At 67.5% G+C, this 25,283-nt stretch carries 22 protein-coding genes; 13 read left to right on the top strand and 9 right to left on the bottom strand.

Annotated elements, in window-relative coordinates:
• Positions 1-29 precede the first annotated feature (29 nt).
• The 6 genes from RM532_RS06085 (at position 30) to RM532_RS06060 (ending at position 8,967) form a co-directional block, all read left to right on the top strand.
• Positions 30-1,496, top strand: a complete 1,467-nt coding sequence (locus tag RM532_RS06085; protein ID WP_311652304.1) for an amidase — start codon at positions 30-32, stop codon at positions 1,494-1,496.
• Between the two features lie 67 nt (positions 1,497-1,563).
• Positions 1,564-2,571 (top strand): alpha/beta fold hydrolase, encoded by a 1,008-nt coding sequence (locus RM532_RS06080; RefSeq protein WP_311652303.1) that lies wholly within the window; start codon positions 1,564-1,566, stop codon positions 2,569-2,571.
• 254 nt (positions 2,572-2,825) lie between these two features.
• Complete coding sequence (locus tag RM532_RS06075; RefSeq protein ID WP_311652302.1) at positions 2,826-3,299, top strand: GbsR/MarR family transcriptional regulator; 474 nt, start codon at positions 2,826-2,828, stop codon at positions 3,297-3,299.
• Positions 3,300-3,321: 22 nt separating this feature from the next.
• The gene (locus RM532_RS06070) at positions 3,322-4,452 is read left to right on the top strand and encodes an efflux RND transporter periplasmic adaptor subunit (RefSeq protein ID WP_311652301.1); all 1,131 of its coding nucleotides are present in this window, start codon (positions 3,322-3,324) and stop codon (positions 4,450-4,452) included.
• Complete coding sequence (locus RM532_RS06065) at positions 4,449-7,574, top strand: efflux RND transporter permease subunit (protein ID WP_311652300.1); 3,126 nt, start codon at positions 4,449-4,451, stop codon at positions 7,572-7,574. The genes RM532_RS06070 and RM532_RS06065 overlap by 4 nt, the downstream gene beginning before the upstream one ends.
• Position 7,575: 1 nt before the next feature.
• The gene (locus tag RM532_RS06060) at positions 7,576-8,967 is read left to right on the top strand and encodes a TolC family outer membrane protein (RefSeq protein WP_311652299.1); all 1,392 of its coding nucleotides are present in this window, start codon (positions 7,576-7,578) and stop codon (positions 8,965-8,967) included.
• A 97-nt stretch (positions 8,968-9,064) separates the two neighbouring features.
• Here the strand turns inward: RM532_RS06060 and RM532_RS06055 are convergent, their stop codons facing one another.
• The 4 genes from RM532_RS06055 to RM532_RS06040 are packed head-to-tail and all read right to left on the bottom strand — an operon-like array spanning position 9,065 to position 13,403.
• Entirely contained in the window at positions 9,065-9,838 is a 774-nt protein-coding gene (locus tag RM532_RS06055; protein WP_311652298.1) for a hypothetical protein, read from the bottom strand.
• Complete coding sequence (locus tag RM532_RS06050; RefSeq protein ID WP_311652297.1) at positions 9,838-10,602, bottom strand: hypothetical protein; 765 nt, start codon at positions 10,600-10,602, stop codon at positions 9,838-9,840. Before RM532_RS06050 ends, RM532_RS06055 begins: the two co-directional genes overlap by 1 nt.
• Before the next feature lie 14 nt (positions 10,603-10,616).
• Positions 10,617-12,902: a DUF1302 domain-containing protein gene (locus RM532_RS06045; protein ID WP_311652296.1), complete on the bottom strand. Its 2,286-nt coding sequence runs from the start codon at positions 12,900-12,902 to the stop codon at positions 10,617-10,619.
• 51 nt (positions 12,903-12,953) lie between these two features.
• A complete protein-coding gene (locus RM532_RS06040) occupies positions 12,954-13,403 on the bottom strand; it encodes a DUF4282 domain-containing protein (RefSeq protein WP_311652295.1) in 450 nt (149 codons plus the stop codon).
• Positions 13,404-13,545: 142 nt separating this feature from the next.
• On the opposite strand from RM532_RS06040, the gene RM532_RS06035 reads away from it, so the two are divergent.
• Genes RM532_RS06035 through RM532_RS06015 form a run of 5 tightly spaced genes read left to right on the top strand, consistent with a single transcriptional unit; the run spans position 13,546 to position 18,306 of the window.
• Complete coding sequence (locus RM532_RS06035) at positions 13,546-14,277, top strand: Abi-alpha family protein (RefSeq protein ID WP_311652294.1); 732 nt, start codon at positions 13,546-13,548, stop codon at positions 14,275-14,277.
• A 29-nt stretch (positions 14,278-14,306) separates the two neighbouring features.
• The gene (locus RM532_RS06030) at positions 14,307-15,560 is read left to right on the top strand and encodes a DUF445 family protein (protein ID WP_311652293.1); all 1,254 of its coding nucleotides are present in this window, start codon (positions 14,307-14,309) and stop codon (positions 15,558-15,560) included.
• Positions 15,561-15,579: 19 nt separating this feature from the next.
• Entirely contained in the window at positions 15,580-16,281 is a 702-nt protein-coding gene (locus RM532_RS06025; RefSeq protein WP_311652292.1) for an Abi-alpha family protein, read from the top strand.
• Positions 16,278-16,508 carry a 6TM ABC transporter family protein gene (locus tag RM532_RS06020; RefSeq protein WP_311652291.1) on the top strand — a complete coding sequence of 77 codons (231 nt, stop codon included), beginning with the start codon at positions 16,278-16,280 and terminating at the stop codon, positions 16,506-16,508. Before RM532_RS06025 ends, RM532_RS06020 begins: the two co-directional genes overlap by 4 nt.
• On the top strand, positions 16,489-18,306 hold the full coding sequence (locus tag RM532_RS06015; protein ID WP_311652290.1) for a long-chain-acyl-CoA synthetase: 1,818 nt from the start codon (positions 16,489-16,491) through the stop codon (positions 18,304-18,306). The genes RM532_RS06020 and RM532_RS06015 overlap by 20 nt, the downstream gene beginning before the upstream one ends.
• Here the strand turns inward: RM532_RS06015 and RM532_RS06010 are convergent.
• Positions 18,303-19,013: a zinc-dependent peptidase gene (locus tag RM532_RS06010; protein WP_311652288.1), complete on the bottom strand. Its 711-nt coding sequence runs from the start codon at positions 19,011-19,013 to the stop codon at positions 18,303-18,305. The genes RM532_RS06015 and RM532_RS06010 overlap by 4 nt on opposite strands.
• A 10-nt stretch (positions 19,014-19,023) precedes the next feature.
• Positions 19,024-20,325: a DUF445 family protein gene (locus tag RM532_RS06005; protein ID WP_311652287.1), complete on the bottom strand. Its 1,302-nt coding sequence runs from the start codon at positions 20,323-20,325 to the stop codon at positions 19,024-19,026.
• 234 nt (positions 20,326-20,559) lie between these two features.
• Here RM532_RS06005 and RM532_RS06000 point away from each other — a divergent pair, with 234 nt between their 5' ends.
• Complete coding sequence (locus RM532_RS06000; RefSeq protein WP_311652286.1) at positions 20,560-20,781, top strand: hypothetical protein; 222 nt, start codon at positions 20,560-20,562, stop codon at positions 20,779-20,781.
• A 10-nt stretch (positions 20,782-20,791) separates the two neighbouring features.
• A complete protein-coding gene (locus RM532_RS05995) occupies positions 20,792-22,246 on the top strand; it encodes a hypothetical protein (protein WP_311652285.1) in 1,455 nt (484 codons plus the stop codon).
• Between the two features lie 71 nt (positions 22,247-22,317).
• On the opposite strand, the gene RM532_RS05990 is transcribed toward RM532_RS05995, so the two are convergent.
• From RM532_RS05990 to RM532_RS05980, 3 genes are all read right to left on the bottom strand, one after another.
• Complete coding sequence (locus RM532_RS05990; protein WP_311652284.1) at positions 22,318-22,950, bottom strand: hypothetical protein; 633 nt, start codon at positions 22,948-22,950, stop codon at positions 22,318-22,320.
• A gap of 94 nt (positions 22,951-23,044) precedes the next feature.
• Positions 23,045-24,241, bottom strand: a complete 1,197-nt coding sequence (locus RM532_RS05985) for an NAD-dependent epimerase/dehydratase family protein (protein ID WP_311652282.1) — start codon at positions 24,239-24,241, stop codon at positions 23,045-23,047.
• Positions 24,238-25,272, bottom strand: a complete 1,035-nt coding sequence (locus RM532_RS05980) for a glycosyltransferase family 4 protein (RefSeq protein ID WP_423246882.1) — start codon at positions 25,270-25,272, stop codon at positions 24,238-24,240. The genes RM532_RS05985 and RM532_RS05980 overlap by 4 nt, the downstream gene beginning before the upstream one ends.
• Between the last annotated feature and the right edge of the window lie 11 nt (positions 25,273-25,283).

Raw genomic sequence — 25,283 nt, 5'->3', positions numbered from 1 at the left:
GCATTATCGACAATAAGTCTTTCCCGATAATGCAGCAGGCCTTCCCCGTCGGCGCGGCCGACCTCGCCCGTGCCATCGCCGCCGGCGAGATCGGCAGCCGCCAGGCGCTGGACGTGTTTCTCGAGCGCATCGAACGCCGGAATCCGGCCATCAACGCGGTGGTCGTGCAGGATATCGAGGGCGCGCGCGCCCGGGCCGATGCGGCCGACGCGGCGCGGGCGGCCGGGCAATCCTGGGGGCCGCTGCACGGCGTGCCCATGACGGTTAAGGACACCTGGGAAGTGGCCGGCATGGTCACCGCCTGCGGCGATCCCGGTCTGGCCGATTATCGGCCAGCAACCACAGCCGTGGCCGTCCAGCGGCTGCTCGATGCCGGCGCCATCGTGTTCGGCAAGACCAACACCCCGCGCATGGCCCAGGACCTGCAGACCTACAACAAGGTCTACGGCACCACCAACAATCCCTGGGATGTCAGCCGCACGTCGGGCGGGTCCTCCGGCGGCGCGGCGGCCGCGGTGGCTGCCGGATTCACCGCCCTGGAACTGGGCAGCGATATTGGCGGGTCGATCCGCACCCCGGCCCACTGGTGCGGGGTCTATGGCCACAAACCCAGCTACGGCCTGATCCCGATGACCGGCCATATTCCGGGGCCGCCGGGGACCCGGTCGCAGCCGGATCTGGCCGTGGGCGGGCCGCTGGCCCGTGACGCCGCCGATCTGGAACTGGCAATGGACGTGCTGGCCGGGCCCGATGACCTGGCCGGCCGGGCCTGGCGGCTGTCGCTGCCGCCGGCCCGGCATTCCTCGCTCGCCGATTTCCGCATCGGCTGCTGGTTCGATGACGAGTTCGCGCCGATCGATACCGAGACTCGCCGCCTGCAGGGTACGCTGGCGACGGCGCTTGAGGGGGCGGGGGCCGAGGTCGACGCATCGCCGGATCTGCCGGTTCGCTTTCCCGACAGCTTCCTGCTGTATCAGCAGTTGCTCAACGCGGTGGTCGGGGCCGGCATTCCGCCGAAGCTCTACCGCAGGGCCCGGCGGGCAGCCGCCCTTTTCCGGCTGATGCGGCGTACGCGGGCCGGCACCCTGGGCGGGTTCGTCGCCGAAGCCACCCAGAGCCACAAGACCTGGGCCGGCGCCCACGAACGGCGCGAGCGCCAGCGCCGCGACTGGGCGGCGTTCTTCGAACGCTTCGACGTACTGCTGATGCCGGTGACCGCCACCCCGGCCATCCCGCACAACCAGGAAGGCAATCTGTTTGCCCGCCGCATCGACGTCGACGGCCGGGCGCTGCCGTATCACGAGATGTTCAAGTGGATCGCCCCGCCGACGTCGGCGTATCTGCCGGTGACCGTGGCGCCGATCGGCCGCACCGCCGCCGGGCTGCCGGTTGGCGTGCAGATCGTGGCGCCGTATCTGGAGGACCGCACCGGAATCGCCTTCGCCCGGCTGCTGGCCGACGTGATCGGCGGCTTCGTGGCCCCGCCGGCGTCCTGAGGTCGTCGGCGCGGTCCATCCGTGGCACCGTATCGGATCGCGAACATCAAGGAACGCCGTGACTGCCATGCGTCTGACGCTTATTGCCGTATTCTGCCTTTTCGCCGGTCTGGCCCGGGCCCAGTCCGTCGAGGACCTGGGCGCCGATCTCGAGAACTTTGACTACCCCCATCCGGTCGAGGTTTTCGATCTGGAAACGCTGCGCGGCCCGGTGCCCATGGCCTACATGGATGTCGCGCCGGAAGGCGAGGGCAACGGCGAAACCGTCCTGCTGCTGCACGGCAAGAACTTCTGCGCCGCCTACTGGGAGGCCACCATCACCACGCTGGTGGACGCCGGCTACCGGGTGGTCGCACCCGATCAGGTCGGTTTCTGCAAATCCGGCAAGCCGGCGGCCTACGGCTACAGCTTCCATCAACTGGCGGCCAACACGGCGACGCTGCTCGACGAACTCGAGGTCGAGCAGGTGACGGTCCTGGGTCATTCCATGGGCGGCATGCTGGCGACCCGGTTCGCGTTGATGTTTCCCGAGCGCACGGACCGCCTGATGCTGGTCAACCCGATCGGCCTGGAGGACTGGAAGGCCGAAGGCGTGCCCTATCGCGGGGTCGACGCCTGGTACCGGCGCGAGGCCGGCAAGGATTTCACCGCCATCCGCCGCTATCAGCAGAACTACTACTACGACGGCGAGTGGAAACCCGAATACGAGCGCTGGGCGAGGATGCTGGCCGGCATGTACGTGGGTGACGACGTCTCCCGCGTGGCCTGGGCCCAGGCGCTGACCTACGACATGGTTTACACCCAGCCGGTGGTGCACGAATTCGGCAATATCCAGGTGCCGACCACCCTGTTCATCGGCCAGCGCGACCGCACCGCCCTGGGCAAGGATCTGGTCGACGACGAACTGGTCGATCGCCTCGGCGACTACCCTGCCCTGGGCCGCGCCGCCCGCGACGCCATTCCCGACGCCGAACTGGTCACGTTCGACGACATCGGGCATCTGCCGCATATCGAGGCGCCGGCGCGGTTCCACGACGCATTGCTGAAAGCGTCGAACGTATCAGCGACTGAGTAGTTCCGGAGTGATGGCGTTCAGGCATGTCATCGGGTCGTCCGGGCCGCAGGCTCATGGATATGCTGAGGATCAAGACCAAGTACGACAGGGTCACGAGGGCAATCCCGGTCTGCCCCGGTCCTGGTAGAGCGCCCGCCGTTGAATCACTGACGTAGCCGGTTCGGGTCCTTCCCCCTTGGCTACAGTATCGGCGTGCCGATTGATTCTTTTATTCAGTATGGACTGAACATACTGAATGATGCACAATCGCACTCATGCCGGAATCCAACCCGACAGCCGTCGAAGCCTTCATCGAGCGCATGGGCCTGCATGCCCAGGGTGACGGGCTGCCGCGCATCGCCGGACGCATGCTCGGCTACTTCATCGTGCACGGCGGTCCGGCCAGCCTGGCGGAACTCGCGCGCACCCTGCAGGTCAGTCGTGCCAGCGTCAGCACCAACGCGCGGGTGCTGGTGAACCTGGGTGCGATCGAGCGCACCAGCGTGCCGGGCGACCGGCAGGACTACTACCGTCTGGCGCCGCAGCCCTACGCCCGCATTCTGGAGGGTTATCTGGAACGCATGCGGCGCACCCGCCTCGACGTGGCCCAGCTGGAAGCCGATCTGCCCGCCGACTGGGCTGGCGCACGGACGCGCATCACCGAAATGCGCCGGTTCTACGACGCCGCCCTGGACAACACCGAGCGTGTGCTCGAGGCGTTGGCAAAGGAAGAAGGAAAGCACCGATGAGGCAGTCTCCCGGAGCGCGCCCGTGAAGCGGCTGCGTAACCTGCATCCGGCGTGGATCGCCGCCGCGATCGCCGCGGCGGTCGCCCTCTGGATGGCAAGCGGCCAGGTGGGCCAGGAACCGCCGTCTGAAGCGGAAACCAGCCAATCCGCGCCCGAGCCCGGCCGGGTGAGCGTGCAGGTGCGCCAGTCCGAGGCCGAGCCGGTGATGCGCGAGGCGCGCCTTAGCGGTCGCACCGCGCCGGTGCGTGCGGTGACCGTGCGCGCGCGCACCCAGGGCCGGGTCGCGGAGATCGCCGCCGAACGCGGTGCGCGGGTATCCGAGGGCGAGGTGATCGCGCGGCTCGACCCCGACGATCGCCGCAGCCAGCTGGCCGAGGCGCGCGCCACCCTGGAGCAGCGCCGGCTGCAGTTCCAGGCCGCCGAGTCCATGCAGGCCAAGGGCTACCAGACCGAAGTCGACCTCGCCCAGGCGCGCGCCAATCTGGACGCCGCCCGGGCTGCGGTGGAGCGCATCCGTACCGACATCGACCACACCATCATCCGGGCGCCGTTCGACGGGGTGCTGGATACGCGCCCAGTGGAAGTCGGCGACGTACTGGCGGTGGGCGATACCGCGGGCCGGGTGATCCAGCAGGACCCGTTCACCGTCTACGGCAACGCCCCCGAGGACGTAGTGCCCTATCTGGAAGAGGGCCAGCCGGGTAGCGCGGAGCTGATCTCCGGCAAGACCCGCGAGGGGCAGGTGCGCTACATCGCCAGCGAGGCCGACGAAGCTACTCGGACATTCCGGGTGGAGCTCAAGGTCGACAACCCGGACGGCCGCCTGATCGCCGGCGCCTCGGCCGAACTGCGGCTGCCGTTGGAGGAGGTGCGCGCGCACGCGGTGGAACCGGCCATCCTGACCCTCAACGAGGACGGCGTGTTCGGCGTCAAGTCGGTGACCGACGACGGCACCGTGCGCTTCCATGCCGCCGACATCGTGCGCAACCGCGACGGCCGGGTATGGCTGTCCGGCCTGCCGGAGCGCCTGCGGCTGATCACCGTCGGCCAGGGCTTCGTGCGCGCTGGTGATGCGGTGGACACCGGCACCGAAGACGATGATGACCCGCCAGCCACGGCCGCGGCCGGCGAAGCGGAGTCGCCGGCGCCGTGAACCGATTGCTGGATGCCGCGTTCGCGCGGCCGCGCACCGTGCTGGTGGCGCTGGCCGCCATCCTGATCGCCGGGATGATCGCCTACGTCGAGATTCCCAAGGAGGCCGAACCCGACGTCACCATTCCCACCATCTACGTGTCCATGGCGCACCAGGGCATCTCGCCCGAGGACGCGGCGCGCCTGCTGGTCAAGCCCATGGAGCAGGAGCTCAAGGGCCTGGAGGGGATGACCGAGATTCGTGCCACCGCCGGCCAGGGCTACGCCAACGTGGTGCTGGAATTCGAGGCCGGATTCGATCCCGACCGGGCGCTGGACGAGGTACGCAACCGGGTCGACCGGGCGCGCCCGGAACTGCCCGACGAGACCGAGGAACCACATGTCCAGGAGGTCAACGTCGCGCTGTTCCCGGTGCTGATCGTCAACCTCTACGGCGACGTCGCCGAGCGCACGCTGGTGCAGCTGGCGCGCAACCTCAAGGACGAGCTGGAGGGTCAGTCGGGGGTGTTGGAGGCCGACATCGGCGGCGATCGCGATGAGCAGATCGAGTTGATCATCGACCCCACCCGGCTGGAGACCTACGGCCTGTCGCTGGAGGAGGTCTACAACGCCGTCAGCCGCAACAACCAGCTGGTGCCGGCCGGTGCGGTGACCACCGGCAGCGGCCGTTTCCCGCTCAAGGTGCCGGGCGTGATCGACGACCCCGACGAATTTCTGAACCTGGCGATCAAGGAATCCGAAGGCCGGGTGGTCACGGTAGACGACGTCGCCGAGGTGCGCCGGACGTTTCGCGACCCGCAGGGCTTCGCCCGCCTGAACGGCCAGCCGACGCTGGCGCTGGAGGTCACCAAGCGCCTGGGCGCCAACATCATCGAGACCAACGAGGCGGTGCGCGCGGCCACCGAGCGCCTGCGCCGGGACTGGCCGGACGCGGTCCGGGTGGCCTATACCCAGGATCGCTCCGAGGACGTGCGCACCATGCTCTCGGATCTTCAGAACAACGTGCTCTCCGGCGTGCTGCTGGTGATGATCGTGATCGTGGGCATTCTCGGCCTGCGCGCCGGCACGCTGGTGGGCGTAGCTATACCGGGCTCGTTCCTGCTCGGCATCCTGGTGCTGGCGGCGATGAATCTGACCGTGAACATCGTGGTGCTGTTCTCGCTGATTCTGGCACTGGGCCTGCTGGTGGATGCGGCTATCGTGGTGGTGGAGCTGGCGGATCGTTACCAGGCCGAGGGCCAGCCGCGCACCCAGGCCTACAAGCACGCCGCCCAGCGCATGGCCTGGCCGATCATCTCGTCCACCCTGACCACGCTGGCGGCGTTCGCGCCGCTGCTGGTTTGGCCGGGCGTGATCGGCGAGTTCATGCGCTACATGCCCATCACCCTGATTGCCGTACTGACCGCCTCGCTGCTGATGGCACTGGTGTTCGTGCCCAACCTGGGCGCGGCCGTGGGCGGGGCGCCGCCGTCCGGCGGCGAGCGCGCCTGGCGCCCCGGCGACAGCCTGACCGGCTACACCGGCGCCTACGTGCGGGTGCTGCAACGCATGCTGAATCATGCCGGCAAGGTGGCGCTGGGCGCGGTGGTCGCGCTGGTCGGCTCGATAATCCTGTACGCGAACGTGGGCAAGGGCGTGGAGTTCTTCCCCGACATCGAACCGGACAACGCGGTGGTCCAGATACGCGGGCGCGGCTCGCTGTCGGTCGAGGAAATCGACCGGCTGGTGCGCAGGGTGGAATCGCGCGTGGTGGGCATGGACGCGTTCGAGTCCGTTTATGCGCGCAGCGGCCTGCAGTTCCGCGAGGGTACCGCCGACGATGTCATCGGCCAGGTCCGGCTGGCGTTCGAGGACTGGGGCACCCGGCCGCCGGCGGCCGAGGTGCTGGCCGAGGTCCGCCGCCGGGTGGCCGACATCCCCGGCGTGGCCATCGAGGTGCGCGAGCAGGAACAGGGGCCGCAGGAGGGCAAGCCGGTGGTGCTGGAGCTGTCCGGACCGTCGCTGGCCGAGCTGGCACCAGCCGCCGAGTGGGTGCGCAAGGGCATGCGCGAGGTCGGCGGCTTCACCGACGTTACCGACAGCCGGCCGACGCCGGGCCTGGAATGGCGCCTGCAGGTCGATCGCGGCGAGGCCGCGCGCTACGGCGCCGATATCGCCGCCATCGGGCAGGCGGTGCAGCTGGTCACCCAGGGCATCAAGGTGGGCGAGTACCAGGCCGCCGATGCCGAGGACGAACTGGATATCCGGGTGCGCTATCCACAGGCCCACCGTGACCTGGACGCCCTGAGCGACCTGCGCGTGCAGACCACCGACGGCATGGCGCCGGTGAGCAACTTCGTCACCCGCGAGCCGGGCCAGAAGGTGGATCTGATCCACCGCACCGACGGCCGCCAGACGGTCAGCGTGGAGGCCGATGTCGCCCAGGGCCGCCTGGTCGCCAGTCAGCTCGCCGCCCTGCGCGACTGGGTGGCCGACAACCGCGCGGACGCCGATCTCGACCCGCGCCTGGGCGTGACCTTCAAGGGCGAGGACGAGGATCTGCGCGAGGCCGAGTCGTTCCTGAGCAAGGCCTTTCTGGCCGCCATCGCGCTGATCGCGATGATCCTGCTGACCCAGTTCAACAGCTTCTACCAGGCGTTCCTGATCCTGTCCGCGGTGGTGTTCTCCACCATCGGCGTGCTGCTGGGACTGATCGTCACCGGCCGGCCGTTCGGGGTGGTGATGTCGGGCATTGGCGTGATCGCGCTGGCCGGCATCGTGGTCAACAACAACATCATCCTCATCGACACCTACAACCTGATCCGCGCCGAGGGCCGCGGCTATCTCGACGCCGTGCTCCAGACCGGCGCCGAGCGCCTGCGGCCGGTGATACTGACCACCGTGACCACGGTGCTGGGCCTGATGCCGATGGTGCTGGGGCTGAACATCAACCTGTTCGCGCGCGAGGTCAGCGTCGGCGCGCCCTCCACCCAGTGGTGGACGCAGCTTTCCACCGCGGTGGTCGGCGGTCTGCTGTTCGCCACCGTGCTGACCCTGATCGTGACCCCCTGCCTGCTGGTGCTGGGGGCGCGCACGCATGATTGGTTCGCCGCGCGGCGCGGCAAGCAGTCGGAGGGAGACTGACATGCGCGCAATCGCCGTTATCGCTGCCGTGGTGCTGCTGCCGTCAGCCGGCACCGCCGCGGCCGCCGACGACCTGCTGCAAGTCTACGACCGGGCCCGGACAGCCGACACCGAATTGCAGTCCGCGCGCGCCGAAGCCGGTGCCGCCGATGCCCGCTATCGCCAGGCGCGCGGACAGCTGCTGCCGAACATTTCCGGCAGCGCCAGCTACTCGCAAGTCAGCCAGGAGCAGCGCTTCGAGGGCACCGATGGTGCCGACGCCGGGTTCGGCGGCGGGGGTGGCAACGACGATTTCCAGGAACAGCAGTCGCTGACGCTGTCCTTTAGCCAGCCGCTGTTCGACTGGACGGCATGGCAGGCCAAGGATGCCGCGGCGGCGCGCGGCGAGGCCGCCGAGCGCGATCTCGCCGCGGCCGAGCAGTCGCTCATGGTGCGCACCGCCCGGGCCTACTTCGACGTGCTCGCGGCGCGCGACGACCTGGAGGCCGCGCAGCGACAGCAGGAAGTGATTGCGCGACAGCTCGACCGTGCCGATGCCGCGTACGAGTCCGGGCTGTCGCCGGTGACCGAGCGTCAGGAGGCGCAGTCGGAACTGGACGGCGCCCGGGTCGAGGCCATCACCGCCCGCAACAGCCTGAACCGGGCGCGCGACGCCCTGCGCCAGCTTACCGGACAGGCACCGGCGGGTCTGGCGCCGCTGGCGGATACCGGACCGGCATCCGTGACGGAGGCCGATGTCGAGACCTGGCTGGCGCGGGCGCAGTCCCGGAGTCCGGCCGTGGCGGCCGCACGGCGCGCCTATGCGGGGGCCCGTGAGGACATGGACAGCCAGCAGGGTGGGCACCTGCCCACGGTGTCGCTGGTGGGGCGGATCGGCGAGAGCGAGCAGGTGGTCAACTTCCCGGTCGGCGGCACCAGCGGCGAGTTCGACTCGATCACCGAAACCCGCTCGGTCGGCATCGAACTGAGCCTGCCGATCTTTTCCGGGGGCGCGACCAGCGCGGCGGTGGACGAGGCCCGCTATCAACTGGAACAGGCCCGCCAGGACCTGATCGCCGCCCGCCGTCAGGTGACCGTGGACGTACGCACTGCCTACGACGACGTAACCGCTGCCGCGGCCCGCATCGAGGCCCTGGATGCCGCCATCGCCTCCGGCGAGACCGCGGTGGAGGCGGCGCGCGCCGGCCGCCAGACCGGCACCCGCAATATCCTCGATGTGCTCGAGGCCGAGATCGAGCTGGTACGGCGGCGCGCCGACCGCCAGCAGGCCTGGTACGACTTCTTCAGCGCGCAGCTGCGCCTGCGCCAGGCTGCCGGCATTCTGGTCAGGGACGACCTCGAACGCGTCAACGCGCGTTTGGCGAAGGCGGACACGGCAACCGGGCAGGAGTGAGCATGCCGCGCTTCATGTGGGTTTAGCCCGCCATAAGCTTAAAGGCCAGCGGCCCGGATGAACGACCGGTGGGAAAGTCACAGCCGGTCGATCGCGTTCAGTCCGCCGCCGGCCCGAACGGCGAGTCCATGCGCTCGGGGCCGTCGTTGTCGTCGGCGATTTCCAGCCGCAGGGTACTGGGGTCCAGTTTCAGGTCCGAGTGGTTGATGATGGCTTTGACCTGATCATCGGGCAGTTGCAGCTTCAGCCCGAAGCTGCGCGTGACCGGCGTGGAAACTACCTGGTCGACCGCCAGCGTGGTGGACAGCACCGTCTCGAGCCGGGTGTTGAGGTTCTGGTTGGCTACCACGGTGAGCGGGCCGTCGTACCTGAAGCGGATGGTCTCCCGCACCGGCACCTTGAGGTCGACCGGGATGTTGAGCTTGAGCGGCAGGCGCGCCTTGATCTCGATATTGCGGTACTGCTTGATGGTGCGGAAATCCAGATCGGTGCGGGCGGTGATGTCCGCGTAGGTGTCCACCGGCAGCAGTCCGTTGTAGGTGATGTCGAAATCCAGCGGCACGTCGGCGTCGAGCGACACATCCAGGTCGTACTCGCCGCGCATGGGCACGACCACCTCGCGGTCGAACGGCACCTGGGCGTTGATCAGGCCCTTCATGCCGATATCCAGCACGTTGGTCACCTCGGTCTCCACTTCCAGTTCGTCCGGCAGACCCAGCGCCAGCGGCTGCTCCGAAATGGTCAGCCCCAGCCGCAGGTTGAGCAGCAGCCAGAAGCCGGCCGCACCGCCCACCACCACCGCACCCACCACCAGACCGCCGCCCAGCAGCCAGGGCAGGATGCCGCCGCGTTGCTGCAGCGGCAGCCGCATCACGGCGTGCCCTCGGCGTCCGCGGTGCCATCATCTTCATCCTTCAGCCCGACGTCGAGGGTACGCAGCGGCAGCTTCAGGTCGGCGTAGTCGATGATCACTTCGGTGGGGTCCTCGGGCATGAACACCCGGGCCTTGAGCTGGGATTTCACCGGCACGCTGAGATCGGCCTGGATGGGGATGTCGGCGTCGATGGTCGTTTTCAGCGGGACTTCCAGATTCTGCTTGAGCTTGGCGGCCACCGGCGCGGTGAATTTGAGCTGCACGTTCTTGTCCACCGGGATGTTCAGATTGATGGGCACGTCCGCCTTGATCGGGATGTCGCCGCGAATCGGCAGTTCCAGGGTGTCGCCCAGTACCTCGGCGGTGATCACCGCGTCCACGCTTAGCGTCTGGTCGATGGTGATGGTCTCGTTGACCGGCACGTTCATCTGGATCGGCACTTCGGCGTCGAACTTGGCCAGCAGGTTGAGCGTTTCGTCCACCGGAATGGACACGGTCTGGTCGATGGGCACGCTGGTAGAGATGACGTCGTCCAGCGTGATGTCCAGGTTGTTGAGCACATCGGCGGTGGCGTTGAGCGGCTCCGGTATGGTCACCATCGCCGGCTGGTTGGTCAGCAGGAGCCGGGCATCCACGTTCTTGAATACCCAGTAGCCGATCAGGGCCCCGCCGACGGCGGCGCCGGCCAGCACCACCAGCAGGAACAGCCAGAAACCGATTGCGCCCCGTTGACGGCGGGGTGACGAAGCATCAGCGCGCATGTGGCTTGCCCTCTTCAGAATTCATAACCAACGGACAGGGTGAGGTTGTCGCGGTCGGTGAGGATGTTGTTGTTGCCGCCGCCCGCGAAGATGGTCTGGGTGACGTTGGCGGACCAGCGTCCGGCGTTGAGTTCCAGGTCCAGGAACAGGATCTTGCGCCCCTCGATGAAGTTGGCCGCCAGCCCGGGCGAGACCCCGTCGACATCGTGGAACAGGGCGATGGTGGGCACCAGCGAGGCGCCCGACCAGGGCACGTTCTGATAGCTCAGCAGCGAGGCCACCCGGTAACCCCAGGCGAATTCGGTCACGAACCCCCCGGTGGTCTGGGCCGGGTTGATCTTGAGCGCATCGCCGGTTTCGGCGATCCCGGGCGAGGCATGGGTGAGCGTGCCCTGGGCCTCGAACTGCAGCTCACGCTGGTCAGGCAGATCCGGCAGCCAGGAGGTGGCCACGTCGAACAGCAGAATGAACTGGTCCGCACCCAGTGGGGCGCTAGCGCCGCCGCGCAGCCGGGTGAAGTTGAAACTGGTGGTCAGGTTCTTGAGCCGCTCGTAGCCGTGGATGGACTGGCCCGGCCGGATTTCGCCGGGCGTGCCGCCCCGGTAGGCGGTGACGAAATCCGGCAGGGCCCGCTGCGAGCCTGCCAGGGTGGCCCCGCCCAGCCCGTCCAGGGTGGGAAAACCCAGCGCCTCGGTCAGGCTTTGCTGGGTGCCGGCGATGGTGTCGCACACCGGACCCAGAATCCCCAGTGCATCCAGATTGTTGCAGGCGTTGCCGGGGTCGAGCGAATCCACCGCGTTGGGGATCAGCGGCACGTCATCACGGGGAAACGCCGGCTGGAAGGCGGCGAACAACACGTCCTCGATATCCACCTGCACCGGCAGATTGGGGCGGAAGGCGAGTTCCCCCTGCATCGCCCAGCCGCCAATCAGCGTGTTGTAGGTCAGCCCGAAGATGTGGATGTCTTCCGGGTATTCGAGGAAATAGGTGGCGGTGTCCAGCGGCAGGGCGTTGCGCTCGGTGAGCAGGCCGCCGGTGCTGGGTCCGGTGGGGTTCAAGCCGCAGGCGGCGAAGAAGTCGGCCACGTTGGTGGCGTCGAGTCCCAGTGGATTGCCCTCGCGGCGGGCGCAGCTAGCATCGGTGGCGGTGGCGCCCACCAGCGGGATGCGGCTGTGGTAGTTGGCGGCGTAGAAGCCGATGTCCAGGCCGCTGTCGCCGATGGCGTCGGTGAACCGGTTCACCCGGAACCCGTACTGGCCGCCGTGCTCCGGGTTGCGGTTGCCTGATCGAGCCCCGGCGAAGCTGGTGTCGGTGACCAGCGCCGCGGTGTCGTTGGCCGGGGTGCCCAGCTGGTTCGGGTCGTCGGGGGTCTTGCCGAAGGGCAGCGGGATGGCGTCGTCGGATGCGACTTCATTGTTGGCGTCGAAGAAGGACACTAGCCCCCCCTTGGGCGGCAGCAGATAGGGCCGCCATTCGAACTGGTAGAAGGCCTCGGCGGCAATTGACGGGGTCAGCTGGGTGCCCACCGATACCAGCCCCACCGGCCGGTAGAGCTCGGTCAGCTCGAAGCCGGGGCGCAGCAGGTTGGTGTAGGCCGGCGGGTTGATGAAGTTCAGCGAGCCGCGCAGGGCGATGGTGCCTTCGCCCCAGGGCAGCAGCTGGCGCCCGATCTTGACGTCCAGCTCCCGGCCGCCGATGAATGGCATCCGGAAGAAGACGTTGAGTTCGCGCAGGTCGAACAGGCGGCCGAGCTCGCGTTCGGTCTGCTCGTTGCGTTCCTCGGTGACCTGCACGCCCGGCTGCGGGCCGGGTTCCACGATCTGATTGGGCCGGGTTTCCTGGAAGTCGATGTTGATGGGATCGATCAGCGCCAGCCAGCCGATCTCCATCCCGACGTTGTCGAACCAGCCGCGGTCGCCGAAACGCAGCGTCGCCATCGACAGCCATTTGGTGGTGGTGGCGGTGACATCGTATTTGTCGTAATTGAGGTTGCCGTCGTCGGTGAACATGGCCGTTGCGCCGGGTGCGGCCAGGAAGCGTTCATTGGGTTCGGTGTCGTCCGGGTCCACGCTGATGCAGTCGTCGGCGGCGCACAGATCCCGATTCTCGGGTAGCGACGCCTTGCCGATCAGATCCCGATCGGGGCTCTGGGTGCGCAGCTGGATGCCGGTGGACAACTTGTTCTGCCAGTCGATGTCGATGCCGCCCAGGGCGTCGAAGTCCCAGCGAACGGCCTGTGCCGGCAGCGCCGTGGCCAGTGCCGCCAGCGCAATCAGCAATCCCCCCTGCCGCATCGGCATGCGGTGTCTCCTCTCGCTTCGACCCGGCTCGTCGGCCGATGGCCTCTTGTATTATTCGCGCTTGCGGCTGCGCCAGAACTGGATGCGCGGCAGGTCTTCCGCAATCTCCTCGGTCTGGCCGGCAATGCTCTCGATCTGCCCGCCCAGGGACTCCAGGAACAGGGCGATGCGGAACACCGTCATCACGAACTCCAGGAACACCCGGATCGCGGTGACTACCGCCACGAACAGGGCCGGTCCGATCACCAGCAGCCAGGCAATCCCCATGCCCCAGGACTGCCCGAAGCCCCAGACAATCCAATACACTGTCAGCAATGCGGCAAACCCGATTGCCAGCCCGTAGATGATGGGCAGCATCCGCGTGGTCAGCAATTCGCGCATCTGCAGATCGAACAGCTGCCGCGCGAATAGACGGCCCAGTTCCGCGGCGGACTGCCGCAGCGAGGTCGGCTTGACGCCGTCAGCCGGGTCGGGCTGCGGCGGTGGCGATTGATCGACCATGACACCCCGCGAGAAAGAGGAAAGCCGCTTTACTCGTTTACATCAACGAATGTAACTTAACTGTGACGGCCTGCCAACCAAGCTGCAGCATGGCGCGAAACGGGCCGCAACAACATCCGAAGCCGTGCGACAGGAGTCCCCGATGAGCAATCGCCGTATGCCCCTGCGACGGGCCCCGCTGCCATTCCGCCTGCTGGGTGGCGCGGTCCGGGCGGCCGGCAACCTGCCGGGCAGCGACCTGGCCGCCCGCGGGGCGCGCGAGACCGAAGCCTGGCTGCTGGGCGAGCTGGCCCAACGGCTGGACGCGTACCGTGATGCGCCCGCTACGTCCGGGGAACCGTACGAGGCGCCGGATCTGCCGCCCGCGGCCGACGCCATCACCCGTTTTCAGGCGCTGCTGGCAGTATCCCTGCAGCAGCGCCCGGAAGACGCCCGGCTATACCTGTTCGATCGCATCGTGGCCCGGCTGGTGCCCGACGAGGCACGCATCATCGCGGCGCTGTCGGATGGCGAGCCGGTGGCCGTGTGCCACGTCGGCGCCGGGATGCGGGTGGGGCCGGTGTCGCGGTGGGTGCTGGAGAACGCCTCCACCGTGGGCAAGGACGCCGGGGTGATGCTGAACGACCAGGTGCCCAACTATCTTGCTCACCTGCGCATGCTCGGACTGGTGCGCATTGGCGGCCCCAGCGAGGCCCTGCAGACCAAGTATGAAATTCTCGAAACCGATGCCCGGGTGCGGGAAGCGGTGGCAATGGTGGACAATGAACTCAGGATGCGGCCGCGCCTGCAGCGCGGCACGCTGGTGCTTTCGGAACTGGGGCAGGCGTTGTGGCGGGCCTGCGAGACGTCGGCACTCGATAACGACGATAGCTAGCTGGACTCAGCCGATTCGGGGGAGGGCAGATGGAGGAAGCCGGGTTTCTCGGCCTGGGGCTGGAAACATGGAAGTACATCTCCATGCCCGTGATCAGCGCGGTTGTGGGCTATGTCACCAACGTGATCGCCATCCGCATGATGTTCCACCCCCTGGAGTTCATCGGCATCAAGGAGCCGATCCTGGGCTGGCAGGGTATCGTGCCGCGCAAGTGCGCGAAGATGGCGGGCATCGCGGTGGACACCATTACCTCCAAGCTGCTCGACGAGGAGGAAATCTTCTCGCGGCTGGATCCCCAGCGCATCGCCGACGAACTGGAGCAGCCCACGCTGGCCATGGTCGACGAGATTACCGAGGCGGTGATGCGCCGGCATCAGCCGCTGTTGTGGGAGTCGCTGCCAAGCGCGATCAAGCGCCAGATCATCCGCCGCATCCAGGGCGAGGCCCCGGAGGTGATCGCCGAGGTGATGGGGGAGGTCCGCACCAACATCCGCCAGATGTTCGATCTCAAGGACATGGTGGTGTCGAGCCTGGTGCGCGACAAGCCGCTGCTCAATCGCATCTTCAAGGAAACCGGGCGGGCCGAGTTCCGCTTCATCGGTCGCTCCGGACTGTATTTCGGCTTCCTGTTCGGTTGCCTCCAGATGGGGGTCTGGGCGTTCTACCAGGAATGGTGGTTGCTGCCGGCGTTTGGCCTGATGGTGGGCTATGCCACCAACTGGGTGGCGCTGAAGATGATCTTCAACCCCAAGGAACTGTGGCGCGTGGGCCCTTTCTCCGTCCAGGGCCTGTTCCACAAGCGGCAGATGGAAGTGGCGCGGGACTACGGCGAACTGGTGTCCCAGGAAATACTCACCCCCGGCAACATTCTCGAGGCCATTCTCAAGGGCCCATACGCGGACAAGCTGTTCGCGTTGGTGGGCCGGCACGTGCAGGAGGCTATCGATGATTCCACCAGCGTGGCCCGGCCATTTGTCGCCTGGACCGTTGGCACGCGAAACTACCGGCTGATGAAGGAATCCGCCATCAGCGAGGTGCTGGCCCGCATGCCCGTGGCCCTGCAGCATGTCACTGACTATGCCGAGGACGCGATGCAGATCCGCGATACCCTGGTCAGCCGGCTGCAGGCGCTGAATTCGACCGACTTCGAGGGCATGCTGCGCCCGGCCTTCGAGGAGGATGAATGGATTCTGATTGCGGTGGGCGCGGCGCTTGGGTTCGCGGTGGGCTGGTTCCAGCTGATCGTGCTGTTCGGTAGCGAGTTCGCGGCCGCGTTCGGCTGATCGTCAGGAGAGTGATGTCATGGCAGACAAACCCGGCAAGAGCCTGAGCCTGCCCACGCCGATGCCGGTGCGTCTGCTGCGCCGGGCCGCCGAGCGCGCGCAGGAATGGCCCATGGCCGGCACCGCGGTGAAGCGGCTGCAGGCCGCCGAGGAATGGGCCGTCAACGAACTCAAGCACCGGCTGGATGAGCTGTCGGACAGCGAGCCGCGCCGGCCGCGGCCCAGTCATTCGACCGATGCCCGGGCGATGCTGGCCGGTTTGCTCAACGATGCCGACCGCCTCACCATCGACCAGGCCCGGGAGCGCGAATTCATCGGCGTGCTGGGCCAGTTGTGCCCCGATCAGGCCAAGATGCTGGCGGTGCTCGGCGATGGCCGGCAGCTGCCGCTGTTGCACGTGGGGGCCGGACTGCCGGCCGGGTCGATCCGGGAATGGGTGCTGGAGAATGCCACCAGTCTGGGGCGCGAGGCCGGCGTGACCCTGCGCGACGACGTGCCCCGTTTGGTCGGGCAGATGCGCTCGCTCGGGGTGCTGCATGTGGGTCCGGAGGATGCCGGCCTCAAGACCGCCTACGAAATGCTGGCCGCCGACACCGGCGTGCGCGACGCCAGTGTCTACATCAAGAACACCCTGCGCCTGTGGCCGCGAATACAGCGCCATACGGTGTCGCTGTCCCGGTTCGGACAGGCCCTCTGGGCATTCGCCGGGCCCGGGTCATGACCGACGGCCCCTGGCTCTGGGTGGCGCTGGGCGTGCTCACCTTCGTGTTGGGCTTCATGCTGTCCTGGTGGCAGATGCGGCGGCGGCTGCAGAGCCGGGTCAATGAAGTGGTGGCCGAGGAAGTGGCGAAACGCATCCAGCAACGGGTACTCGACGAGCTTGGCGGCCAGCGGCCAGCCGAAACGCAGCAACGACATGAATCAGGCCATGACGCAGAAAAACGCTGATCGCATCACCTTCGGGGAGCTGGCCCGGGCCGGCCTTCGCGATGTCGTGCGCACCCCCAGTCTGGCACGCGGTGTGGGGCTGATCGGTGCCTCGCGCCTGTTCAAGCATCTGTCCATCGGCCGGCTGGTGGAGCATCACGCCCGCCGCCATCCGCACCGCACCGCCCTGCGATTCGAGGACGAGGCCTACACCTACGCCGAGTTCAATGCGGTGGCCAACCGCTACGCGCATGTGCTCAAGAAATCCGGGATTCGTTCCGGCGACCGGGTGGCGGTGCTGGTGGGCAACCGGTCGCACACGCTCATGGCGGTAACCGCCATCGTCAAGCTGGGTGCCGCCGCTGCCATGTGCAATACCAAGCAGCGGGGCGAGGTGCTGGCCCACAGCCTGGGCCTGGTGGAACCCGCGGCGGTGCTGGTCGGCGATGATCTGCACGAGGCCTTCGACGAGGTGCGAAGCGGGCTCGGGTTCGATCAGGGCGATCGCGTCTGGCATGTGGGCGACGACAGCCGGCCGCCGGATTCCGCCGCCTACCGGGATCTGACCGCGGAGGCGCGCTCGCAGTCCACCGCCAACCCCCCGGATACCCGGCGGGTGGACAAGTCGCAGGCAGCATTCTTCATCTTCACCTCGGGCACCACCGGCATGCCCAAGGCCTCGGTGATGAGCCATACCCGCTGGCTGCGCGGCGGGGCCGGGCTGGGCCTGGCCGGCATGGGGTTGTGCGCCGACGACGCGCTCTACTGCTGTCTGCCGCTTTACCACAACAACGCCCTGACCGTGTCCTGGGGCGCGGTGCTCTGTGCCGGGGCCACCATGGCGCTGGGCCGCAAGTTCAGCGTCTCGGCCTTCTGGGACGAGGTGCACCGTTACGAAGCCACCGCCTTCTGCTATATCGGTGAACTGTGCCGCTATCTGCTGCGGGCGCCGGCCGGCCCCGGCGACCGCGATCACCTGGTGCGGGTGATCATCGGCAACGGTCTGCGCCCGGACATCTGGGACGACTTCAAGCAGCGCTTCGGCATCGAGCGGGTGTGCGAGTTCTACGGCGCCAGCGAAGGCAACCTGGTGTTCGTTAACGGTTTCAACATGGACCGCACCGCCGGTTTCTGCCCGCTGTCATTCGCAGTAGTGGCGTTCGACCCGGTCACCGAGGCACCCACCAAGGACGACCACGGCCGCCTGCAGGAAGTGGCCACCGGCGAGGTGGGGCTGCTGCTGACCAAGATCACCAGCATGGCTCCGTTCGAGGGTTACACCGACGCCGAGGCCAGCGAGAAGAAACTGTTCCGCGACGCGTTCAAGAAGGGTGACTGCTGGTTCAATACCGGCGATCTGGTGCGCGATCAGGGCATGCGCCACATTGCCTTCGTCGACCGCCTGGGCGATACCTTCCGCTGGAAGGGCGAGAACGTGGCCACCACGGAAGTGGAAAAGGCCCTCAACAGCCACCCCCAGGTTGCCGAGAGCGTGGTCTACGGGGTCGAGGTGCCGCACACCGACGGCCGCGCCGGCATGGCCGCGATCACGCCCGAAGGCGATGATCTCGACTGGGCCGGCCTGGCCGCGCATCTGCAGGCGGAACTGCCGGCCTACGCGGTGCCGGTGTTCATCCGGCTCAAGGGGGAGCAGGAAGTCACCGGCACGTTCAAGCATCGCAAGGTGGATCTCAAGAAGGAGGGTTTTGCACCGCCTGGTGACGAGACGGTCTACTGGCTGCCGCCAGGCGGTGATGCCTACGAGCCGCTGACCGCCGACACCCGCCGGGCCGTCGAACAGGGCGAGATGTCGCTCTAGCCAGTCCGGTTCAGGGTGACGCCGTAGAACTCCGTCATCAGCCGGTACAGGGGATTGTGGGCATTCGCCAGCACGTCGGGTGACTGGAAGAACATCTCGGACGTATCCAGAAACAGTGCATCCGGCGTCTCCGCCCCGGCCAGTGCCGGCAGGGCTTCGCGGGCTGCGCGGTCGGTGGCCAGGGCGTTGAACTGGCGCCACCATTTTTCCGGATACTCGGCGGCACAACGGTTGCGCGGATGCGCGGTGCGCTGATCCGCCAGCCGCGCGGCGAAGGCCCGGATCACCGGGTTGGCCGGGCTGCGACTCATGGCGTCCTCCACCGCTGTCCAGGCCAGCCCCACCCGGCTGGGCGGATCGTCCCCGCCTTCCAGCGCTATCTCGCGCACGTCCGGAAAGCAGTCCGCGTCCTTGCCCAGCCGCAGCAGGCAGGCGTTGCCGGCCACCGCCAGGCGGATGATGTCGGGCACGGCCTGGCCGCTGGCGGTGAAGCGCTTGTGTCGCAGGAAGCCGCGTACCTGGGTGGCCAGTCGCCGCTGCTCCGCTGTAGTCAGGCGGGGGAAGGCGCCGACCGTGGCCGCCAGCCTTTCTGAATCGATACCGGGACCGTGCCGGCGGCGGGCGATCAGCACCGGGGCGAAGAACAGCACCACCCCCAGTGCGGCCAGTCCGGCCCCGGCGGCGATGAATACCAGCGCCCCGTTCACGGGTGCGGCGTCAGGTCAGCCCGGTGCTCTGCAGCAGCATCACCGCAGCCTGGCCGGCGGCCTCGCCGCCGCCGGTAATGCCCATCTCGTCGCCGAACAGCACGATCAGCTGGAATACGCCCACCATGAACCCCAGCGCCGCCCCCACCGCGATCAGGATCCACTCGTCCTGCTCGAAGGCCGGGCGCAGCATGCCCTCGAATTCCTCCGGCGACAGTGCCTGCAGTCGGGTCATCAGGGTGTTCTGCAGATCCAGCGCATCGTCGGCATAGGATTCCACATGCTTCAGGGCATCCGGCATGTTGCCGATGATCTTCTCCACCGCGCTGTTCTTCATGCGGATGTAGTTCTGGGTGCCCACGGTGAAGGTGACGAACGGCTTGGCAATCGACGTCTGTTCATCGATGGCCTTTTGCACGTGCCGCCCGATCATGGCGAACACCTTGTCCGAATACGGTCCCTTGAGGACGGCCTCGATGATGTTCGCGGGGGTGATCAGTTCCTGCGATACCAGCCGCCCGTAGTCCTTGGCCACCTCTTCCTGGCGCTTCATGAAAAGGCCCTGGATGTTGAACGGGCCGATGCGGAATACCTCCTTGGGATTGAAGATCATCTGCAGGGCCAGCCAGTTGGTGGCGTAGCCGACCGCGAGCCCGAAGGCGGGTAGCAGCCACCATTCCTGGAAGAACAGCCAGACGATCATCTGTACCACACCGAACAAGCCGCCGAAGTAGATGCCCGAGCGGGCGATGAACTTGAACTCGGCGTAGCCCACTTCCTGGAAGATGGTGTTGAGCAGCGCCTTGTCCCGGGTCAGGTTGGTGATGACCATGTCCTTGAGGTCGTACATCTGCTCGATGTTGGCCTTCAGCTCGGACATGATCTCGGCCACGATCTCCGGCATCTCGCGGTTGATGCGTTTGTAGATCTGGTTCTTGACCACGTTCGGCAGCGATTCCCACAGCGTGGGCTGGTGCTCCAGCATCACCTGGTTGGTGATGTCCTCCACCATGTTGTTGAGCGGGCCCTCCAGCTCCTCGGCGATGCGCTCCGGGTCCAGCCGCGAGAAGATTTCCTTCTGATCGATCAGCTTCTCGGTGATGGTGTCCACCGAAATGCCTGCCATCTTGGCCGCCCGCCGCGGGATGATGCCCTGCCATCCGAGAATCGGCTTGTAGACGCCGATGAACTCGATCGGGTGGAACATCATGTAGATGGCCACCACGTTGGTGCCGTATCCCACGATCGCGCTGATCACCGGCATCGACAGATAGACCAGGGGGTTGGCCAGGAAATCGGCAAAGCCTTCCATGATGGTTCTCGCTCCCGTCGTCGAGCGGTCCGGGGCCGCTCCTCCCTGCACCTGGTCACGATGTCGCCGATCGCGCCGGTTTAGTGTTGTAAAAGTCAGTAATGACTGTAACAGTATGTCAGAGAATTCTGTAAGCCAAATCGCCCCGGGAGGATGCCGGCGCGGACAGCGGTGGCGATCAGGTCTGATCCTCGGGTATCGGGTGCAACAGGCGCGGTTTCGGGAGGGGAACGCATGAGTCAGAACGCGATGCAGGCACTGCAACAGCGGCTGGGGGCCGGTGCCGACGAACTGGCATTTCTGGAATTCGTGGACGACGACACGCTGGCGATCGTCAGTGACGCTGCCGGCCGCGAGCTGGATGCCCGCCACGATGCCCTGACTACCGCCATCACCGAGGGCGTATCGGCCTTGCCGGGCATGCTCGGCAGCCTCGCCCGCCGCGTGCTTGCCTGAGGGGTCTGCAATGACCGACCAAGCCCTGCCCGATCTGGAAACCCGTGCCGAACTGGCCAAGCTGGCAGCACTGCTGTATCTGCCGGAGGAACGGCTGACCGGCCTGCGTGGCAGCGGCGCGGCCAACATTCGCCGCCTGCGCCGGCGCATCCTCGAAACGGCGTTCGAGGATCGCCGCGAGCGTTTCCGCCGGCTGGAGCGTCTGACCCGCCTGCTGCCCCAGGGAATGCTGGCGCGACTGGCGCAGTCCGCCTTCGGGCCGCTGCTGTCCGGCCGCCTGGTGGGGGAGATGAACGCCATCCGGGCGTTCAAGATCGCCAAGCGGCTGCCGCCGGGCTTTCTCGCCGACACTGCCATGCATGTCGACCCGGACAAGGTGCGGCCCATCATCCAGCGCCTGCCGGCCGAACTGATCCGCGACGCCGCGCTGATCCTGGTCGAGCGCAAGGACTACATCACCCTCGGCCGCTTCGCCGATGCCCTGTCCGCCCCGGCCATCCGCGCGGTGGTGGCGGCGGTGGATGATGATGCCGTGCTGCTGCACATCGCCTTCTACATGGAGGAAAAGAGCCAGCTGTCGCGCATTCTGCGGATGATCGACAACGACCGCGTGGCCCGCATCATGCGTGCCGGGACGGAACAGAACCTCTGGCCCGAGGCGCTGTCGGTGATCGACAACGTCGACGACGACCTGCGCGGCCGGCTGGCCAACATCATGGCCGAGCAGGACGAGGCCACCCTCAACGGGCTGGTCGGCGTGGCCCACGCGCAGAATCTCTGGGGGCCGGTGCTGCGCGGCATGGCCCGCATGAACCCGAAATACCACCGCAAGATCGTCAACCTGCCCGCCGTGCGCGACGAAACCGTGCTGGGCGATCTGGTCAATACCGCCTATCGCGAGGGCCTGCTGGAGGCTGCCCTGCCGCTGGCCCGCCCGATGCGGCGGGAATGGCAGCGGGTGGTCGCCCACGCGGCGCTGGCCCAGGGCCCGGAGGTGGCCGAGGCCGCGATGTGGGCCGCCCACAATGCCGATCAGTGGGACGTGGCCATCGACCTGTTCGAATACACTGACGATGCCGAGCGCAACATGATCGCCCGGCTGCCCATTGCCGCCAACAAGCACGTGCTGGAAAGCCTGATCGCCACCGCCGCGCGCACCGGCCGGCTGGGACTGCTACTGGATTTCGTCGAGCGCATGGAAACCGGCGGCCAGCGCTCGGCGGCGCAGGTCAGCCTCGCCAACGACGGCGACCTGCTGGAATCGATCCTGGATGCCGCCCGGGATACCGGCGGCTGGGCGGCGGTGGCCGTGGCCCTGTCGTCCGTGGAAGCCGATGATCTCGGCCAGGCCGGCGAGGTGTACCGCCGCCAGAGCGCCGACGATCAAGCCGCTTTCCAGGCCGCCGCCCGTGATCGTGGCGTGTGGGATCAACTTGCCCCGGCGCTGGAGGGTGCCGCGGCCTGAGCACCGGCTGGTAGGGGAGCCATCCCCTCTCCCCGTGGGAGAGGGGCCCGGATGTGCTGCCGGACCCCGGCTCAGGCCTTCCCGCCCAGCGCCCCCTCCGCCAGCGCCAGGACGTCAACCGTTGCGGCCTCGGCCAGATCCGGCCGCGACAGTCGGTCGTTGGCCTGGCGCACGATGTTCTCCTGCACCGCGATGGCCAGCGGATTGATGCGATCGAGCAGCCGGGTGGGCAGCGCGCGCAGTTCGCGCGGCATGCGGGTAGTCACCTTGACATTCCGATGCGTGAGCGGCCGGGGCACCAGCTTGATGGTCAGCGGCGCGAAGGTGTGCACGTCGATCGCCACGCGGATGCTCACGTCCATGGGCAGGCCGACGGTCATGCCCATCACCTTGATCTTGAGCGTGAGCACGCCGCCCAGCACCAGCGAGAACGCCACTTCCGCATCGTCGCTGACCCGCCGCTCGATCTCGATGTCGTGGGGCGCGAACCGGTAGGAGGCCACCAGCAGTTCGTTGGGCAGGGCCTCGGCCGAGCCCTCCATGGTGGCCTGGAGAATCTGTTCCACTTCCGCGCGCAGGCGCGGCACGGTCACCAGATGGCGGATGAACTGCTCGCCGAAGGTCTGGTAGGAAATCGGCTCGCCGTCGGCGGGTTCGTCGCCGTCGGCGAGGTCGAGATGGTCGGTATCGTCCTCGCTGGCCATGCTGGGTCTGCGTCCTGTCGCTCGGGCCGATCAGCGCGCGGGCGCCGGTCAGCAAAACGCAGACATTACGTCAATTGGCCGCCCCGAGTCAGGCTCAGCCGGCGCGGCGATCCACCCGGGCCGCTGCCGGCATCCGCGTCCACTGCGAGGTACAGGGAATGCGGTCCCGGTCGCAGCGTTCGCGATAGCGCTGGCCGATTTCCACGATCTCTTCCAGCAATCCGGTGCGCAGGGTGGTGGGCTGCAGGCCCAGGTCGATCAGGCAGCGGGCGTCGGCGGCCAGGTCGTTGGCGTCGGCTTCCTTGCGCGGGTTGTCGAGATAGGCGATCTCGGCCCCGGTGAGTTCCGCCACGATCCGCGCCAGATCGGCCACTCGGTGGGTCTCGGTCATCTGGTTGAAGATGCGCACCCGTTCACTGGTTGCCGGGGGATGCGTCAGCGCCATCTCGATGCAGCGCACGCTGTCCTGGATGTGGATGAAGGCCCGGGTCTGGCCGCCGCTGCCGTGCACGGTCAGCGGGTAGCCCACCGCGGCCTGCATCAGGAATCGGTTGAGCACGGTGCCGTAGTCGCCGTCGTAGTCGAAGCGGTTGATCAGGCGCTCGTCCAGCCGGGTCTCGCGGGTCTGGGTGCCCCACACCACACCCTGGTGCAGGTCGGTGATGCGGATGCCGTCGTTCTTGTTGTAGAAGTAGAACAGCAGCTGATCCTGGGTCTTGGTCATGTGGTAGACGCTGCCCGGGTCCGGCGGGAACAGGATTTCCCGCTCCAGCCGGCCGCCGTCCGAGGCCTCGGCCTGGATCGTCAGATACCCCTCGGGAATGCGCATGCCGCCGCCGTAGCCGTAGACGCCCATGGTGCCCAGGTGCACCAGATGGGCGTCGATGCCGGTTTCCACCAGCGCGCACAGCAGGTTCTGGGTGGCCGAGAGATTGTTCTCCAGCGTGTAGCGCTTGGTGGCCGCCGACTTCATGGAATAGGGGGCCGAGCGCTGTTCGGCGAAGTGCACCACCGCATCCGGCCGCCAGTCGCGGATCAGGCGTTCCAGGGCGTCGTAGTCGCGGGCGGCGTCGAGATCGGTCCACTCGATTTGCCGGCCGGTCAGCTCGCGCCAGGCCGCCAGCCGGTTGCGCAGCGGGGCGATCGGGGTGAGCGAATCCACCCCCAGTTCGATGTCGATCTTGCGCCGCGATAGGTTGTCCACGAGGTGTACTGCGTGGCCGCGGGCGGACAGATGCAGGGCCGTGGCCCAGCCGCAGAAGCCGTCGCCACCGGGAATCAGGATCTTCATCCGGGTCTCCTTTGGGGTCGCAGAATCGCCGCACGCCCGGACTGGCGCGCCGGTACCAGGTTGTGACGGAATTCGCGGGCCGAGGCCGCCCAGCTCCAGCGCTCGGCCTGGCGGCGGCAGGTGTCGCCGTCCAGGGCCAGCGCGGCCAGCGCCGCGGCGCGCAGGTCTTCGTCGAGCACGCCGGTTTCGCCCAAATCCACCACCTGGGACGGCCCGGTGACCGGATAGGCCGCCACCGGCACGCCGCAGGCCATCGCCTCGAGCAGCACCAGGCCGAGGGTGTCGGTGCGGCTGGGAAAGACCAGGCAGTCGGCGGCGGACAGATGCCGTACGAGATCGTCGCCCAGCTTCAGGCCCAGCCAGTGCACCTCGGGATAGCGCCGCGACAGCGACTGGAATGCCGGGCCATCGCCCACCACCACCTTGCTGCCGGGCAGGTCGAGATCGAGAAAGGCCTGGATGTTCTTCTCCACCGCCACCCGGCCCATGGACATGAATATCGGGCGGGGCAGGTTGGCCAGCACGTCGCTGGCCAGCGGCCGGAAGCGCTCGGTGTCGACCCCGCGTGCCCATTGCTTGAGGTTGGAAAAGCCGCGCTCGCGCAGGAAGTCGGCCAGCGGCGGCGTGCTCACCATGGTGGCGTCCGCCGCGCCGTGGAAGCGCGCCAGCACCCGGTAGCCCAGCGACACCGGCAGGAACGGCAGGCGCGCGTGCACGTATTCGGGAAACCGGGTATGAAACGAGGTGGTGAAATGCAGCCCGTGGCGCTGGCAGTACAGCCAGGCGGCCATGCCACAGGGGCCTTCGGTGGCGATGTGGATGGCATCCGGCTGCCAGCGCTTGAGCCGGCGCGCCACGCCCGGATAGGGCACCGCCGCCAGCCGGATTTCCCGGTAGGTGGGCAGGGGCACGGTGACGAAACGCCCCGGATGGATCACCCGCACCTCGTCGCCGGCGCGGTGCAATTCGGACACCAGCGCGGACAGGGCCGTGACCACCCCGTTGACCTGCGGGTGCCAGGCGTCGGTCATCAGTGCAATGC

The organism is Spectribacter hydrogenoxidans (genome assembly GCF_031846275.1).
Lineage (GTDB): Bacteria > Pseudomonadota > Gammaproteobacteria > Nevskiales > Salinisphaeraceae > Spectribacter > Spectribacter hydrogenoxidans.
The sequence above is the reverse complement of the archived record's forward strand: the minus strand, read 5'-3'. Positions and strand labels throughout refer to the sequence as shown.

Coding starts and splice junctions, on each gene's coding strand:
- RM532_RS06085 (WP_311652304.1), top strand. CDS start 30: ATGCAGCAGGCCTTCCCCGTCGGCGCGGCCGACCTCGCCCGTGCCATC.
- RM532_RS06080 (WP_311652303.1), top strand. CDS start 1,564: ATGCGTCTGACGCTTATTGCCGTATTCTGCCTTTTCGCCGGTCTGGCC.
- RM532_RS06075 (WP_311652302.1), top strand. CDS start 2,826: ATGCCGGAATCCAACCCGACAGCCGTCGAAGCCTTCATCGAGCGCATG.
- RM532_RS06060 (WP_311652299.1), top strand. CDS start 7,576: ATGCGCGCAATCGCCGTTATCGCTGCCGTGGTGCTGCTGCCGTCAGCC.
- RM532_RS06055 (WP_311652298.1), bottom strand. CDS start 9,838: ATGCGGCTGCCGCTGCAGCAACGCGGCGGCATCCTGCCCTGGCTGCTG.
- RM532_RS06050 (WP_311652297.1), bottom strand. CDS start 10,602: ATGCGCGCTGATGCTTCGTCACCCCGCCGTCAACGGGGCGCAATCGGT.
- RM532_RS06045 (WP_311652296.1), bottom strand. CDS start 12,902: ATGCCGATGCGGCAGGGGGGATTGCTGATTGCGCTGGCGGCACTGGCC.
- RM532_RS06040 (WP_311652295.1), bottom strand. CDS start 13,403: ATGGTCGATCAATCGCCACCGCCGCAGCCCGACCCGGCTGACGGCGTC.
- RM532_RS06035 (WP_311652294.1), top strand. CDS start 13,546: ATGAGCAATCGCCGTATGCCCCTGCGACGGGCCCCGCTGCCATTCCGC.
- RM532_RS06030 (WP_311652293.1), top strand. CDS start 14,307: ATGGAGGAAGCCGGGTTTCTCGGCCTGGGGCTGGAAACATGGAAGTAC.
- RM532_RS06025 (WP_311652292.1), top strand. CDS start 15,580: ATGGCAGACAAACCCGGCAAGAGCCTGAGCCTGCCCACGCCGATGCCG.
- RM532_RS06020 (WP_311652291.1), top strand. CDS start 16,278: ATGACCGACGGCCCCTGGCTCTGGGTGGCGCTGGGCGTGCTCACCTTC.
- RM532_RS06015 (WP_311652290.1), top strand. CDS start 16,489: ATGACGCAGAAAAACGCTGATCGCATCACCTTCGGGGAGCTGGCCCGG.
- RM532_RS06005 (WP_311652287.1), bottom strand. CDS start 20,325: ATGGAAGGCTTTGCCGATTTCCTGGCCAACCCCCTGGTCTATCTGTCG.
- RM532_RS06000 (WP_311652286.1), top strand. CDS start 20,560: ATGAGTCAGAACGCGATGCAGGCACTGCAACAGCGGCTGGGGGCCGGT.
- RM532_RS05995 (WP_311652285.1), top strand. CDS start 20,792: ATGACCGACCAAGCCCTGCCCGATCTGGAAACCCGTGCCGAACTGGCC.
- RM532_RS05990 (WP_311652284.1), bottom strand. CDS start 22,950: ATGGCCAGCGAGGACGATACCGACCATCTCGACCTCGCCGACGGCGAC.
- RM532_RS05985 (WP_311652282.1), bottom strand. CDS start 24,241: ATGAAGATCCTGATTCCCGGTGGCGACGGCTTCTGCGGCTGGGCCACG.
- RM532_RS05980 (WP_423246882.1), bottom strand. CDS start 25,272: ATGACCGACGCCTGGCACCCGCAGGTCAACGGGGTGGTCACGGCCCTG.